3 protein-coding genes, 11 tRNA genes, 4 rRNA genes and 4 pseudogenes are annotated in these 15879 nt (G+C 41.8%); 6 read left to right on the top strand and 16 right to left on the bottom strand.

The genetic code is table 11. The features are described from left to right. Window positions 1-337: 337 nt before the first annotated feature. The 15 genes from K5J94_RS01705 to K5J94_RS01775 form a co-directional block, all read right to left on the bottom strand. Window positions 338-410: transfer RNA gene (locus K5J94_RS01705), tRNA-Ala, on the bottom strand. A gap of 102 nt (window positions 411-512) precedes the next feature. Then, window positions 513-2070 (bottom strand): 16S ribosomal RNA (locus tag K5J94_RS01710). Window positions 2071-2214: 144 nt separating this feature from the next. Then, window positions 2215-2288: transfer RNA gene (locus tag K5J94_RS01715), tRNA-Pro, on the bottom strand. Between the two features lie 7 nt (window positions 2289-2295). Continuing rightward, window positions 2296-2369 (bottom strand) — tRNA-Arg (locus K5J94_RS01720). Window positions 2370-2382: 13 nt separating this feature from the next. After that, window positions 2383-2467: transfer RNA gene (locus K5J94_RS01725), tRNA-Leu, on the bottom strand. An 8-nt stretch (window positions 2468-2475) separates the two neighbouring features. Further along, window positions 2476-2547, bottom strand: a tRNA-Gly gene (locus K5J94_RS01730). Between the two features lie 10 nt (window positions 2548-2557). Continuing rightward, window positions 2558-2630, bottom strand: a tRNA-Thr gene (locus tag K5J94_RS01735). A gap of 9 nt (window positions 2631-2639) precedes the next feature. Then, window positions 2640-2721 (bottom strand) — tRNA-Leu (locus K5J94_RS01740). 5 nt (window positions 2722-2726) lie between these two features. Continuing rightward, window positions 2727-2799, bottom strand: a tRNA-Lys gene (locus K5J94_RS01745). A gap of 107 nt (window positions 2800-2906) precedes the next feature. Further along, window positions 2907-2979: transfer RNA gene (locus K5J94_RS01750), tRNA-Asp, on the bottom strand. A gap of 18 nt (window positions 2980-2997) precedes the next feature. Beyond that, window positions 2998-3070: transfer RNA gene (locus K5J94_RS01755), tRNA-Val, on the bottom strand. Between the two features lie 40 nt (window positions 3071-3110). Beyond that, a 5S ribosomal RNA gene (rrf, locus tag K5J94_RS01760) occupies window positions 3111-3226 on the bottom strand. Window positions 3227-3324: 98 nt separating this feature from the next. Beyond that, window positions 3325-6228, bottom strand: a 23S ribosomal RNA gene (locus K5J94_RS01765). A 403-nt stretch (window positions 6229-6631) separates the two neighbouring features. Then, a tRNA-Ala gene (locus K5J94_RS01770) sits at window positions 6632-6704 on the bottom strand. A 102-nt stretch (window positions 6705-6806) separates the two neighbouring features. Then, a 16S ribosomal RNA gene (locus K5J94_RS01775) occupies window positions 6807-8355 on the bottom strand. The 16S, 23S and 5S rRNA genes sit together here with 11 tRNA genes alongside, the layout of an rRNA operon. A 708-nt stretch (window positions 8356-9063) precedes the next feature. Here K5J94_RS01775 and K5J94_RS01780 point away from each other — a divergent pair. The 6 genes and pseudogenes from K5J94_RS01780 to K5J94_RS01810 all read left to right on the top strand — a co-directional run bounded on the left by K5J94_RS01780 (window position 9064) and on the right by K5J94_RS01810 (window position 14240). Beyond that, the gene (locus K5J94_RS01780) at window positions 9064-9816 is read left to right on the top strand and encodes a response regulator transcription factor (RefSeq protein ID WP_221913285.1); all 753 of its coding nucleotides are present in this window, start codon (window positions 9064-9066) and stop codon (window positions 9814-9816) included. 30 nt (window positions 9817-9846) lie between these two features. Continuing rightward, window positions 9847-10077: a GHKL domain-containing protein gene (locus K5J94_RS01785; RefSeq protein WP_221913287.1), complete on the top strand. Its 231-nt coding sequence runs from the start codon at window positions 9847-9849 to the stop codon at window positions 10075-10077. 597 nt (window positions 10078-10674) lie between these two features. Further along, window positions 10675-10880, top strand: a pseudogene (locus K5J94_RS01790) (ComC/BlpC family peptide pheromone/bacteriocin). Between the two features lie 72 nt (window positions 10881-10952). Continuing rightward, window positions 10953-11802: pseudogene (locus K5J94_RS01795) on the top strand (ABC transporter ATP-binding protein). Between the two features lie 5 nt (window positions 11803-11807). Then, window positions 11808-12963 (top strand): annotated as a pseudogene (locus K5J94_RS01805) (ABC transporter permease subunit). Window positions 12964-13192: 229 nt separating this feature from the next. Then, window positions 13193-14240 (top strand): annotated as a pseudogene (locus K5J94_RS01810) (acyltransferase family protein). Window positions 14241-14459: 219 nt separating this feature from the next. On the opposite strand, the gene K5J94_RS01815 reads toward K5J94_RS01810, so the two are convergent. Beyond that, window positions 14460-15851, bottom strand: a complete 1392-nt coding sequence (locus K5J94_RS01815) for an APC family permease (RefSeq protein WP_221913295.1) — start codon at window positions 15849-15851, stop codon at window positions 14460-14462. Window positions 15852-15879 lie beyond the last annotated feature (28 nt).

Here is a 15879-nt window from a genome sequence, read left to right on the forward strand (position 1 = left end):
TTTCTTGTTACTTTTCTACAATCATTTTCATAATTGTGGAATTTGATATAGATATTCAATTTTCAATGGACTATTATGATTTTAAGAACCGTTACGACTTGTCGTAAAACTTGCGTAAAATAAGGAACAAACCAGTGAGGTGTCTTCAGACACCAGATGGTTTTGACTTATTTCTAGTAAGTTTAGGTTCGTATTCAAATATCATTTATCTAGTGGAACACGAGATTAATTTCTTAGGAAAAAAGATAAACTTCCTTGTGTGCAAGCACACAGCGTCTGTTTCCTATTTTTCTACAGAAATTTCGGCAAGCCGAACATCTCTTTGTATCCTAGATAATGGAGCCTAGCGGGATCGAACCGCTGACCTCCTGCGTGCAAAGCAGGCGCTCTCCCAGCTGAGCTAAGGCCCCCGACTAATAAACGGCTGGTTTCATTATTAGTGGTGTGTCTATTCTATTATAAGACCTCTCAAAACTAAATAAGACAAATCCCAAAAAGTTCCTTATCCTTAGAAAGGAGGTGATCCAGCCGCACCTTCCGATACGGCTACCTTGTTACGACTTCACCCCAATCATCTATCCCACCTTAGGCGGCTGGCTCCTAAACGGTTACCTCACCGACTTCGGGTGTTACAAACTCTCGTGGTGTGACGGGCGGTGTGTACAAGGCCCGGGAACGTATTCACCGCGGCGTGCTGATCCGCGATTACTAGCGATTCCGACTTCATGTAGGCGAGTTGCAGCCTACAATCCGAACTGAGATTGGCTTTCAGAGATTAGCTTGCCGTCACCGGCTTGCGACTCGTTGTACCAACCATTGTAGCACGTGTGTAGCCCAGGTCATAAGGGGCATGATGATTTGACGTCATCCCCACCTTCCTCCGGTTTATTACCGGCAGTCTCGCTAGAGTGCCCAACTTAATGATGGCAACTAACAATAAGGGTTGCGCTCGTTGCGGGACTTAACCCAACATCTCACGACACGAGCTGACGACAACCATGCACCACCTGTCACTTCTGCCCAAAAGGGAAAGCCTATCTCTAGGCCGGTCAGAAGGATGTCAAGACCTGGTAAGGTTCTTCGCGTTGCTTCGAATTAAACCACATGCTCCACCGCTTGTGCGGGCCCCCGTCAATTCCTTTGAGTTTCAACCTTGCGGTCGTACTCCCCAGGCGGAGTGCTTAATGCGTTAGCTCCGGCACTAAGCCCCGGAAAGGGCCTAACACCTAGCACTCATCGCACTCATCGTTTACGGCGTGGACTACCAGGGTATCTAATCCTGTTTGCTCCCCACGCTTTCGAGCCTCAGCGTCAGTTACAGACCAGAGAGCCGCTTTCGCCACCGGTGTTCCTCCATATATCTACGCATTTCACCGCTACACATGGAATTCCACTCTCCCCTTCTGCACTCAAGTTCTCCAGTTTCCAAAGCATACAATGGTTAAGCCACTGCCTTTAACTTCAGACTTAAAAAACCGCCTGCGCTCGCTTTACGCCCAATAAATCCGGACAACGCTCGGGACCTACGTATTACCGCGGCTGCTGGCACGTAGTTAGCCGTCCCTTTCTGGTTAGTTACCGTCACGTAATGGATTTTCCACTCCCATTACCATTCTTCTCTAACAACAGAGCTTTACGATCCGAAAACCTTCTTCACTCACGCGGCGTTGCTCGGTCAGACTTGCGTCCATTGCCGAAGATTCCCTACTGCTGCCTCCCGTAGGAGTCTGGGCCGTGTCTCAGTCCCAGTGTGGCCGTTCACCCTCTCAGGTCGGCTATGTATCGTCGCCTTGGTGAGCCTTTACCTCACCAACTAGCTAATACAACGCAGGTCCATCTCATAGTGGAGCTGTTGCCCCTTTTAAGAGTGAAACATGTGTCTTACTCTATTATGCGGTATTAGCTATCGTTTCCAATAGTTATCCCCCGCTATCAGGTAGGTTACCTACGCGTTACTCACCCGTTCGCAACTCCTTGAACTAGTGCAAGCACCAGTCCAAAGCGTTCTACTTGCATGTATTAGGCACGCCGCCAGCGTTCGTCCTGAGCCAGGATCAAACTCTCATTTAGTTTGAACTTACTCGTTCTTTTCTGTCCGCTGACAGATTTATTTTTGCTTTGACGGAGTCTATACTGCTTATAAACCCCTCTTCACTTTTTGGTTCGTCTTATTCAGTTCTCAAAGGTCTCATGTTTATTTTAATAAAATAAACATCGGGAAGACAGGATTCGAACCTGCGACACCTTGGTCCCAAACCAAGTACTCTACCAAGCTGAGCTACTTCCCGAAAAAAATGCACCCTAGAGGAGTCGAACCTCTAACCGCCTGATTCGTAGTCAGGTACTCTATCCAGTTGAGCTAAGGGTGCTCTATAAATGTTATGCCGAGGACCGGAATCGAACCGGTACGATGTGAACCATCGCAGGATTTTAAGTCCTGTGCGTCTGCCAGTTCCGCCACCCCGGCTCCTCACAAGCGAACGACGGGATTCGAACCCGCGACCCCCACCTTGGCAAGGTGATGTTCTACCACTGAACTACGTTCGCATTCTATTAATGCCGGCTACATGACTTGAACACGCGACCCTCTGATTACAAATCAGATGCTCTACCAACTGAGCTAAGCCGGCTCTCTATTATGCGGGTTAAGGGACTTGAACCCCCACGCCGTTAAGCGCCAGATCCTAAATCTGGTGCGTCTGCCAATTCCGCCAAACCCGCTGACATGACCCGTACTGGGCTCGAACCAGTGACCCATTGATTAAAAGTCAATTGCTCTACCAACTGAGCTAACGAGTCTTTTCATCATTTAATGTTTTTAATTGATTTTCTTCAATTGAGTAACGAATGACATAAGCTCCGCTTATTCAATCCGCAACTTTTATAAGTCCAACGGACTTATAAAACGGTCCCGACGGGAATCGAACCCGCGATCTTCGCCGTGACAGGGCGACGTGATAACCGCTACACTACGGGACCTGTATCTTTTCAATACTATGGGAGTTAACGGGTTCGAACCGCTGACCCTCTGCTTGTAAGGCAGATGCTCTCCCAGCTGAGCTAAACTCCCATGGTTGGAACTTTAACTCCATTGAGCTAAACTTCCTTTGGCTAAGCAACTACCGTATCTAACAGGGGGCAACCCCCAACTACTTCAGGCGTTCTAGGGCTTAACTGCTGTGTTCGGCATGGAAACAGGTGTATCTCCTAGGCTATCGTCACTTAACTGCTTGGGTGAACTGTCTTCTAATCGTCCACTCAAAATTGAATACCTCTATCTTAACAAGAACTCTACCTCTATGTCAATAAACTTTTCTATTATCCTCGGATAAGTCCTCGAGCTATTAGTTTTAGTCCGCTTCATGTATCACTACACTTCCACTCCTAACCTATCTACCTGATCTTCTCTCAGGGCTCTTACTGATATAAAATCATGGGAAATCTCATCTTGAGGCGGGCTTCGCACTTAGATGCTTTCAGCGCTTATCCCTTCCCTACATAGCTACCCAGCGATGCCTTTGGCAAGACAACTGGTACACCAGCGGTAAGTCCACTCTGGTCCTCTCGTACTAGGAGCAGATCCTCTCAAATTTCCTTCGCCCGCGACGGATAGGGACCGAACTGTCTCACGACGTTCTGAACCCAGCTCGCGTGCCGCTTTAATGGGCGAACAGCCCAACCCTTGGGACCGACTACAGCCCCAGGATGCGACGAGCCGACATCGAGGTGCCAAACCTCCCCGTCGATGTGAACTCTTGGGGGAGATAAGCCTGTTATCCCCAGGGTAGCTTTTATCCGTTGAGCGATGGCCCTTCCATGCGGTACCACCGGATCACTAAGCCCGACTTTCGTCCCTGCTCGAGGTGTTGCTCTCGCAGTCAAGCTCCCTTATACCTTTACACTCTGCGACTGATTTCCAACCAGTCTGAGGGAACCTTTGGGCGCCTCCGTTACTCTTTAGGAGGCGACCGCCCCAGTCAAACTGCCCGTCAGACACTGTCTCCGATAGGGCTAACCTATCCGGGTTAGAGTAGCCATAACACAAGGGTAGTATCCCAACAACGCCTCCAACGAAACTGGCGTCCCGTTCTCTATGGCTCCTACCTATCCTGTACATGTCCTACAGATACTCAATATCAAACTGCAGTAAAGCTCCATGGGGTCTTTCCGTCCTGTCGCGGGTAACCTGCATCTTCACAGGTACTAAAATTTCACCGAGTCTCTCGTTGAGACAGTGCCCAAATCATTACGCCTTTCGTGCGGGTCGGAACTTACCCGACAAGGAATTTCGCTACCTTAGGACCGTTATAGTTACGGCCGCCGTTTACTGGGGCTTCAATTCAGATCGTCGCTTGCGCTAAACCCTCCTCTTAACCTTCCAGCACCGGGCAGGCGTCACCCCCTATACATCATCTTACGATTTAGCAGAGAGCTGTGTTTTTGATAAACAGTTGCTTGGGCCTATTCACTGCGGCTGATATCACTATCAGCACCCCTTCTCCCTAAGTTACGGGGTCATTTTGCCGAGTTCCTTAACGAGAGTTCTCTCGATCACCTGAGGCTACTCGCCTCGACTACCTGTGTCGGTTTGCGGTACGGGTAGTATGTAGTTAAACGCTAGAAGCTTTTCTTGGCAGTGTGACATCACTAACTTCGCTACTTACATTTCGCTCCCCATCACAGCTCAATGTTACAGAGATAAGCATTTAACTCATCTCACACCTCACTGCTTAGACGTGCTCTTCCACTCGCACGCTTTAGTTAGCCTGCTGCGTCCCTCCTTCACTATACATACTAGTACAGGAATATCAACCTGTTGCCCATCGGATACACCTTTCGGTCTCTCCTTAGGTCCCGACTAACCCAGGGCGGACGAGCCTTCCCCTGGAATCCTTAGTCTTACGGTGGACAGGATTCTCACCTGTCTTTCGCTACTCATACCGGCATTCTCACTTCTATGCGTTCCAGCACTCCTCACGGTATACCTTCTTCACACATAGAACGCTCTCCTACCATTACCTCTAAAGGTAATCCACAGCTTCGGTAAATTGTTTTAGCCCCGGTACATTTTCGGCGCAGGGTCACTCGACTAGTGAGCTATTACGCACTCTTTGAATGAATAGCTGCTTCTAAGCTAACATCCTAGTTGTCTGTGCAACCCCACATCCTTTTCCACTTAACAATTATTTGGGGACCTTAGCTGGTGGTCTGGGCTGTTTCCCTTTCGACTACGGATCTTAGCACTCGCAGTCTGACTGCCGAATATATCGTCTTGGCATTCGGAGTTTATCTGAGATTGGTAATCCGGGATGGACCCCTCACCCAAACAGTGCTCTACCTCCAAGAGACTTACTTCGACGCTAGCCCTAAAGCTATTTCGGAGAGAACCAGCTATCTCCAAGTTCGTTTGGAATTTCTCCGCTACCCACAAGTCATCCAAGCACTTTTCAACGTGCCCTGGTTCGGTCCTCCAGTGCGTTTTACCGCACCTTCAACCTGCTCATGGGTAGGTCACATGGTTTCGGGTCTACATCTACGTACTATTTCGCCCTATTAAGACTCGGTTTCCCTACGGCTCCGTCTCTTCAACTTAACCTCGCACGTAAACGTAACTCGCCGGTTCATTCTACAAAAGGCACGCTCTCACCCATTAACGGGCTCGAACTTCTTGTAGGCACACGGTTTCAGGTTCTCTTTCACTCCCCTCCCGGGGTGCTTTTCACCTTTCCCTCACGGTACTGGTTCACTATCGGTCACTAGAGAGTATTTAGGGTTGGGAGATGGTCCTCCCAGATTCCAACGAGATTTCGCGTGTCTCGCCGTACTCAGGATCCTGCTAGAGTCATCTACTATTTCAACTACGAGGCTGTTACTCCCTTTGGCTGACCTTCCCAGGTCATTCGTCTATAGTATCTGATCCCACGTCGCAGTCCTACAACCCCAAGGAGTAAACTCCTTGGTTTGCCCTCTTGCCCTTTCGCTCGCCGCTACTTTGGCAATCGCTTTTGCTTTCTCTTCCTGCAGCTACTTAGATGTTTCAGTTCACTGCGTCTTCCTTCTCATAACCTTAACAGTTATGGATACTAACCTTTAGTTAGTGGGTTCCCCCATTCGGACATCTCTGGATCAGCGCTTACTTACAGCTCCCCAAAGCATTTCGTCGTTTGTCACGTCCTTCTTCGGCTTCTAGTGCCAAGGCATCCACCGTGCGCCCTTATTAACTTAACCTTAGTTCCAGTCTTTCGACCTTCTTTATTTTTTTAATAGGTTCGCGTTTATCTTTTTTTCGGTTTCTTTCTTGTTACTTTTCTACAATCATTTTCATAATTGTGGAATTTGATATAGATATTCAATTTTCAATGGACTATTATGATTTTAAGAACCGTTACGACTTGTCGTAAAACTTGCGTAAAATAAGGAACAAACCAGTGAGGTGTCTTCAGACACCAGATGGTTTTGACTTATTTCTAGTAAGTTTAGGTTCGTATTCAAATATCATTTATCTAGTGGAACACGAGATTAATTTCTTAGGAAAAAAGATAAACTTCCTTGTGTGCAAGCACACAGCGTCTGTTTCCTATTTTTCTACAGAAATTTCGGCAAGCCGAACATCTCTTTGTATCCTAGATAATGGAGCCTAGCGGGATCGAACCGCTGACCTCCTGCGTGCAAAGCAGGCGCTCTCCCAGCTGAGCTAAGGCCCCCGACTAATAAACGGCTGGTTTCATTATTAGTGGTGTGTCTATTCTATTATAAGACCTCTCAAAACTAAATAAGACAAATCCCAAAAAGTTCCTTATCCTTAGAAAGGAGGTGATCCAGCCGCACCTTCCGATACGGCTACCTTGTTACGACTTCACCCCAATCATCTATCCCACCTTAGGCGGCTGGCTCCTAAACGGTTACCTCACCGACTTCGGGTGTTACAAACTCTCGTGGTGTGACGGGCGGTGTGTACAAGGCCCGGGAACGTATTCACCGCGGCGTGCTGATCCGCGATTACTAGCGATTCCGACTTCATGTAGGCGAGTTGCAGCCTACAATCCGAACTGAGATTGGCTTTCAGAGATTAGCTTGCCGTCACCGGCTTGCGACTCGTTGTACCAACCATTGTAGCACGTGTGTAGCCCAGGTCATAAGGGGCATGATGATTTGACGTCATCCCCACCTTCCTCCGGTTTATTACCGGCAGTCTCGCTAGAGTGCCCAACTTAATGATGGCAACTAACAATAAGGGTTGCGCTCGTTGCGGGACTTAACCCAACATCTCACGACACGAGCTGACGACAACCATGCACCACCTGTCACTTCTGCCCAAAAGGGAAAGCCTATCTCTAGGCCGGTCAGAAGGATGTCAAGACCTGGTAAGGTTCTTCGCGTTGCTTCGAATTAAACCACATGCTCCACCGCTTGTGCGGGCCCCCGTCAATTCCTTTGAGTTTCAACCTTGCGGTCGTACTCCCCAGGCGGAGTGCTTAATGCGTTAGCTCCGGCACTAAGCCCCGGAAAGGGCCTAACACCTAGCACTCATCGTTTACGGCGTGGACTACCAGGGTATCTAATCCTGTTTGCTCCCCACGCTTTCGAGCCTCAGCGTCAGTTACAGACCAGAGAGCCGCTTTCGCCACCGGTGTTCCTCCATATATCTACGCATTTCACCGCTACACATGGAATTCCACTCTCCCCTTCTGCACTCAAGTTCTCCAGTTTCCAAAGCATACAATGGTTAAGCCACTGCCTTTAACTTCAGACTTAAAAAACCGCCTGCGCTCGCTTTACGCCCAATAAATCCGGACAACGCTCGGGACCTACGTATTACCGCGGCTGCTGGCACGTAGTTAGCCGTCCCTTTCTGGTTAGTTACCGTCACGTAATGGATTTTCCACTCCCATTACCATTCTTCTCTAACAACAGAGCTTTACGATCCGAAAACCTTCTTCACTCACGCGGCGTTGCTCGGTCAGACTTGCGTCCATTGCCGAAGATTCCCTACTGCTGCCTCCCGTAGGAGTCTGGGCCGTGTCTCAGTCCCAGTGTGGCCGTTCACCCTCTCAGGTCGGCTATGTATCGTCGCCTTGGTGAGCCTTTACCTCACCAACTAGCTAATACAACGCAGGTCCATCTCATAGTGGAGCTGTTGCCCCTTTTAAGAGTGAAACATGTGTCTTACTCTATTATGCGGTATTAGCTATCGTTTCCAATAGTTATCCCCCGCTATCAGGTAGGTTACCTACGCGTTACTCACCCGTTCGCAACTCCTTGAACTAGTGCAAGCACCAGTCCAAAGCGTTCTACTTGCATGTATTAGGCACGCCGCCAGCGTTCGTCCTGAGCCAGGATCAAACTCTCATTTAGTTTGAACTTACTCGTTCTTTTCTGTCCGCTGACAGATTTATTTTTGCTTTGACGGAGTCTATACTGCTTATAAACCCCTCTTCACTTTTTGGTTCGTCTTATTCAGTTCTCAAAGGTCTTTCCCCTCTTGCGAGGCAACTTCTTTATTCTATCAGCTTCTTAAGGCTTTGTCAATAACTTTTTTTACTTTTTATTGATACTTGCGCTAATCAGCTGACAACTTTCTTAGTATATGTTATTTAACCCCTATCTGTCAATACTTTTTTTACTTTTCTTGCATATATTTTACATTTACATTGGAATTACTTAACAACTGCCTGTTGTGCCAGTTAATTTCAAAATAAAATATAATAAAAAACCTAAAAGGATGATACTGTTGCTGGTCACCCTCTCAGCCTATATTCAAACCTATATTGTCAATCCCGGATAGGGAGAGAAGTCCACGTTTTCAATATACTCCGTCATGGGGTTGCTTACGCTTAAATTTTTAGATTAGCTTACTTCATATAGATTAAAAAGCAACCTAAATTTGTATCTAAAACAGGGGTTAGGGAACCTTCTTGGAAAAAATATTTTACATGATCTAACTCCTTACTGAGATTGGAATGCATAGGTAATTATGATAAAACAATAACAACTATTATAAAATATTTTAATAAAATTATAATTTGGTTTATCTATTAGAATAATGGATACAAGGAGACGAAAGTGAATATTTTTATTTTAGAGGATAATTTTATTCAACAGGCATATTTAGAGAAAATAATTGAGGAAGTTAAATGTAGGAGAAATATACATAGCAAAACGATCAATACCTTTGAAAAACCAGCTCAATTACTAGAATCAATCTGTGAAAAAGGTATGCATAATTTATTTTTCTTAGATATTGAAATAAAAAATGAAGAGCGAAAAGGTTTAGAGGTCGCAAGGCAGATTAGACAAATTGACCCCTATGCTCAGATTGTTTTTGTCACAAATCATTCAGAATTGATGCCTTTAACGTTTCGTTATCAAGTATCAGCTTTAGATTATATTGATAAAGAGCTATCCAAGGAGAAATTTAGTCAAAGAGTTGAAAACGTTTTATTATATGCCAGTAGCGCTTGCAGTAAAACGTTACTGGAAGATTCTTTTTATTTTAAATCACGCTATAATCAAGTACAAGTGCCTTTTAACGATATCCTTTATATAGAAACGTCATTAAGATCACATAGAGTAGTCCTTTATACTGAAAAAGATCGAATGGAATTTACAGCTACTTTGGAAAATGTTTTAAAACAAGAACCCAGACTTTTCCAATGCCATCGCTCTTTTTTAGTAAATCCCTTAAATGTTTTTAAAGTGGATAAATCAACTAAACTAATCTATTTTAAAAATGGTGCAAATTGTCTGATTTCTCGTAATAAAATAAAAGACATCATGGTAGTAATAGAGAAAAGTCAAAGAGGTAGAGGAATATGAGTTCTATGATGAGCTCTATTTTATACATTTATGTCTTATTTTACGTTAAATCATAAACAAATTTTTATAATAAAAAATTCAAGTAAAGAAAAGGCAGTTGATACATCAACTTTATTCAATTATGAGATAAGTAGCAAAGGTCAGAATAGAGGAATTGGCCTTTATAATGCCATAGAAATTATTAATCGTTATCCGAATATTTCTATCGCAACAAGTAAGCAAGTTTGCAAGTTCCGCCAAACTTTTGAAATCATATTATAGTTTTAAACATTTCAATTTATCTAAATTGATTATTTTCTTGATATTATCAATCCAACCACCTCCAGAAATTTTATTTAATTGGTCGGGCGTTAGTTGGGTAAATTTAGTTTTAAATGTCAAAGTTTTATTTTGATTCATCTTGGATTTCTTTTCTAAATAGTAGTATTGTTTGGTTATCGCATGTCTCTCAAAAAGTAAGATACTGGGATCTCATTCTAGCTTTGTCTCAAATACCGAACTAATAGGTTAATTTTCCAGTTTCATTAGATTTTGCAGTCATGAGAATTGCCACTCTAGTCATTTAGACTCCAAATGATTTTTAGTCAAGTGGATTATTTCTGACATTAGGATCGGACTCTCCAATAATTAAACTTTCTTTTTAAGAGTTTGCCATAAAAAATAGATACTTATTGACATAAGCTTAAATAGCTCTAGAAACGCTGTCAACAATTCTTACGAGAGCATAAAAGATATAGTTTTCCCATTTAAGGCGATTCGATGACATTTCAGGAAATAAATCTTTTATAGGCTTATTTAATGCTATATTTGATGTATCAAGTTGCAACAGACGAACATTCTACCCAGGAGATATTCAAAATGAATATAAAATCAATTGAACCATTAGAATTTGTGGATAATGAAGCACATGTTGAAGGTGGTGTAGGTTATAGATGGATAGGCAGTAAGAATGGTAAGCACACTGATACAAGTGCATGGCATCTTAGTTATGGCACTGCTTTGACTAATGCAAAAATCATATGGCCCTTTACCCTGGAAGCGTTTGTCGTGTCTACAATGTATAATTATTTTTTTTTAAATTAAGCGATGGGGAGTCTTCTTCTGTCGCTTAAATTTGTATAAAGAGAGACAATACTATGCTATTAAAGCTAGATAATATCACTAAAAGCTACGGTAAAAAAATAGTACTTAACCAGATTTCCTATCAGTTTACCCCTGGTTTGTATGGGCTTTTAGGAGCAAATGGTACTGGAAAAAACCACCTTATTGAATTTGATGAGTCATTTTACATTTGCAGATAGTGGTCATATTTATTGGAATGACCAGGAGCAGTCCGAAGAATTCTACCGCCATATTGGGTTTTTACCGCAACATTTTCGCTATTATGGTCAATTTACTGGCATTGCTTTTTTAAATTATATTGCTACCTTAAAAGGTATTGATAAAAAGAAAGCTAAACAAGAAATGCCTAGGTTACTAGAACTTGTTGGACTAGATGATGTTGGTAAAAAGAAGATTTCGTCATATTCTGGTGGTATGAAGCAGCGTCTAGGCATTGCTCAAGCCCTAATCAATGACCCTGAAATACTCATTCTGGATGAACCAACTGTCGGGCTTGATCCTAAGGAACGGGTTAAATTTCGCCATATTTTGAGTCAGTTAGCCACGAATAAAATTATCATTTTATCAACGCATATTGTTTCAGATGTAGAAGCAGTCGCCAAAGAAATCATCGTATTAAAAAATGGCAAATTTATCGAACATGGCAATACCGCACAGTTATTGAAAACCATTGAGGGAAAAGTGTGGGAAATAACGAGGGAATCAGACTTATCTCAGACACCAAATATTGCCATCGTTAATGAAAAAGTCACTTCAGATAATCGGGTATTTCGCGTAGTGAGTGATATTTGTCCTAGTGATTCAGCACAGTTGGTCATGCCAACTCTAGAAGATTTCTACATTTATCATTTTAGAGGGGAGTAAGTCAGATGCTATCAATTTTTCCTTTTGAATTAAAAAAACTGCTACAACGTAAGGTAGTATTGGGGACTTTTACTATTCTCCTTCTTGCTATCTTTGGTCTATTTTATCAGCATTTTTTTGTCGGGCAAATTAGCGGCTATTCTGCAGATAAGGTACATGGTCCAGAAGCGGTTGCCATTAATCGTAGAATAGCTGAAAAATATTCAGGGGATTTATCTGAAGAACGGGTGACAAATATTATTAAAAATTATGTTAATCCGCCGGCAGGACGCCCCCCCTATATTTGATGTTTTTAGTTATTATGTTCTAGATACTTTTGATCGGGATTTCTTGATTTACTATAATCAATTGAAAGATGATAAAACCATTGATTTTAATAAAATAAATATTAAGAAGCAAAAACAGCTAGGTTCTGCGCTGCCACTAAAACAATTAAAGCTTGGTAACTTTGCTCCCTGGAATCAACTTTTCGAAGTGAGTAACAGTGCTTATATTGTGATTGTCTTATTTACTCTATTTTTATCAGCTCCGCTTTTTTCAGGAGATAGGGCTAAGAAGATTAATCCTATATTACTGACGACTCAGTATGGACGTGGTCAACTGACCTGGGCTAAGTTAGCGAGCACAATGACTATCGGGATTTCCACATTTATCTTAGCTTATGCCATCATCCTGATGGTATTTGCAGATTATTTTAGTTTTAGTGGCTGGGAGACAAGTGTTCAACTCAATTTATATTGGACATCCCCCTTTGCTAATATTATGGGATTTCCTGTACCGATGACAATATCAACTGCTTTTATTCATATTATTGTCTTACAATTTGTTGGGCTCCTTTTTATAGCCAGTCTTAATTTCTTCATCTCAAGTATCACAAATTCGCCATTAACGTCTTTTGCTGTTTCAACGCTTGCCTTTTTTGCGCCTGGCTTTTTAATGGTTATTTTTAATCAAGGTGTGATCAACAAGTTATTAACTATTTTCTCGGTATCAACGACAGATACTCCAGGTTTACTTTTAAAATTATCACGTAATGGCAGCAATGGCTTTTTCTTTGATCATTTTTTTGCTAATGAAATCTGTCTAATCAGTATTCGTCTGTTAATTGCAGGGCTATTGATCAGTTATACCTATCGTTTAATGCGACGAAGAAGTTTATAAAGAATCTAATAATTATCTGAACACTAAAGGCTCATTGGCACTCACTACAGTTGACAATGAGCTTTTGTTTTCTAAGCTGATTTCCTTTTGAGAAAGCAGCTTTTTTTAATCCTAATAATGCTAATAGAGCATTGAAAATAATTGTCACATACCATTTAAGGCAACTGAGATATTTTTCTAGGGAGATTGGTAAAATGGGAATGATCATTTACAGAAAGTAATGTTACAGATGACGAGAAAGCCGTGCGCAGATAATAATCAATATAACACCTCAATGATTAGCTTGCTACAATATCCTTTTTCCATACTGGTCATTTTAGTTCATAGTGGAAGATTATTTAGTCAAGATACCATTCATTTTACCTTTAAAAGTTTTCTAGGTCGGATGGCTGTCCCTTATTTTTTGATCTGTACTGCTTTCTTTTTGAGAGGTCGTATACATCAAGGTTTGTGTCATCAAGCCTATTGTCGTAAACGGATTAAAAAGTATAGCATATGGACCCTAATCTATTTGCCTTATGGCTATTTCTTTTTTGAATCTCTAAATATAGCAAAGGTCTATTTATTGCCTGGTTTTATTGTGGCCTTTTTGTATTTAGGGATGTCACATACTCTGTGGTACATTCCTGCGGTCATTTTAGGTTGGGTGATTATTCAAGGATTATTGAAGTATCTAGGAACTAGAGGAACAGTTATCACTGTTGTTGCACTTTATTGTACTGGAGCATTAGAAACCTACTCTGCTTTTGTCCAGCCGACAAAGTTTTATCCACTGATTTCCGCCTACATGTCAGTTTTCCAGACAACGCGAAACGGATTATTTTATACTCCAATTTATCTCCTAGCAGGCTATTTACTTTATGATTATTTTAATACTGAGCTCTTTACCACATCTCGTGGTCTTAAGTATACTGTATTTCTCTTACTCTTAGCTGTAGAGAATGTGCTTATTTATTTTAGGATTGGATAAAAATTTCTTCCTACTAGGGCCTTTATGTGCAGTGTTCTTATTTAACTGGAGTATACGTACGTCACTGTTTAAGGACCATTGCTTAAGTCATCTTAAGCAATTAAGTGTCTATTACTTTTTCCTTCATCCTCTTTTTATCGGCATAGTCTCTTACTGTTTAAAAGCAACGCCTTTAGCTGTGCCTAATCAAGGAAAAGTTATCTTTGTGGTGACATTAGCATTAACACACGCTAGCGCTCTCCTCATAATGAAGGGCTTTATTAAGCTACCCTATCAAAAAATGCTCTCCTTATCTCTTTTGAAATAGTTAGTCACATAAGAGCAGTTTTGTAAAAAAAAAACGTTCCAAAGTCAAGCTGACTCTGGAACGTTTTCACTATACTCTGTTACGGGGCGTTTAGCGAGTTCTTTGACTAATGCTTAGATAATAATATAAAAACACCTCATAAATGGAGCTGTTATTCTCCATATTTATGAGATGTCAATAAGAATAAGAAATAGACAACTGAAACGATTAACTATAATCCTATTTATGTTCTTTTGAGTGCTTATAACCATAGTAAATATAGACCAGAGTGCCTAAAACAGTCGTAACAGTAAAAGTAAGCCAAGTAAAGACTGTATATTGACTCATAAAAGAAGCACAAATGACAATCGCTAAAACTGGTAAAAAAGGAACTAAAGGCGTTTTAAATTCACCAGCTTTTGGTTTTCCTTCTGTTTTCCTGAGTCTGATAATGGCAAAGGACATGATAATCAAATACGCTAGAGTACAAATATTAACAAACTCTGCTAAGCTTGCTAATGGAAATAGACCAGCACAAATCATAGCAAGTCCTCCAACTAGGATAGTCGCATTTTTAGGGATTTTGCTCTTGTTAGTGAGGGCAGAAAGTGATTTGGGTAGTAAACCATCTCTACTAATACTATAAACAGTTCTAGCTAGAGCATAGGTCATAGAAATACAGACTGTAATAAGTGTTAAAATAGCAACGACGGAAACATAGTTTGCTGCCCAATTAAGACCAATACTTCGCAGAGCAAAAGCAACTGCATCAGGTACATTTAACTTGGTATAGTGAACAATACCAGTTAGAATCATGGTAACGACGACATATAGTATAGTAACAATCGTTAATGATAAAACAATTCCTTTGGGAATTGTTTTTTGGGGTTCTCTCACTTCGTCAACTGTCATGGAGATGGATTCAAATCCTAAAAATGCAAAGAACATGACAGAAGCTCCTGCAAATATACCAGATTTTCCCCCATAAAGCTGTCCTAATCCATAAGGAGCAAACGGCGACCAATTATGACCATTAATAAAAAAAAGTCCCACTAGGATAAATAAAGCCAATGCTGAGAATTTTAAAAGCACCAAAAAACTATTAAACCTCAAAGCAGCTTTGGAATTCATCAGTACAATACCAGTAACAAAAATCATGACTAGAACAGGTAAAAGATCAATGTAAGTTCCACTTTTAGGATCAAAAGTCCCATTTAAAGCATTTGGTAAAACTATTCCATAATTAGCTAGTAAACCTTTTAAATAACTGCCCCATCCGACCGCAACGCTAGATACTGCTGTTAAGAATTCCATCATAATATACCAACCGACAATCCAGGCTGGGAATTCACCTAATGTTGCATAAACATAGCTATAAGCTCCGCCATTAGAAGGAATTCGAGACGCAAACTCTGCATAAAATAAGGCTAAAATACCAATCGCAATAGCTGAAATGATAATCGAAATCGTTAAGGCAGGTCCAGCATAATTGGCAGCACCGATACCTGTAATGGTAAAAATACCTGTCCCAACCATTGAACCTAGTCCTAAGAAGACTAAATCAGTAACCTTAAGGTGTCGATGCATTTCTGTTTTAGTGAGCTCTTTCTTTTTTTTACGAAAAATAGTCATAGTATCACTTTCTAATAATAGTAAAGAG

Source organism: Streptococcus halichoeri, from assembly GCF_019774635.1.
GTDB classification, from domain to species: domain Bacteria; phylum Bacillota; class Bacilli; order Lactobacillales; family Streptococcaceae; genus Streptococcus; species Streptococcus halichoeri.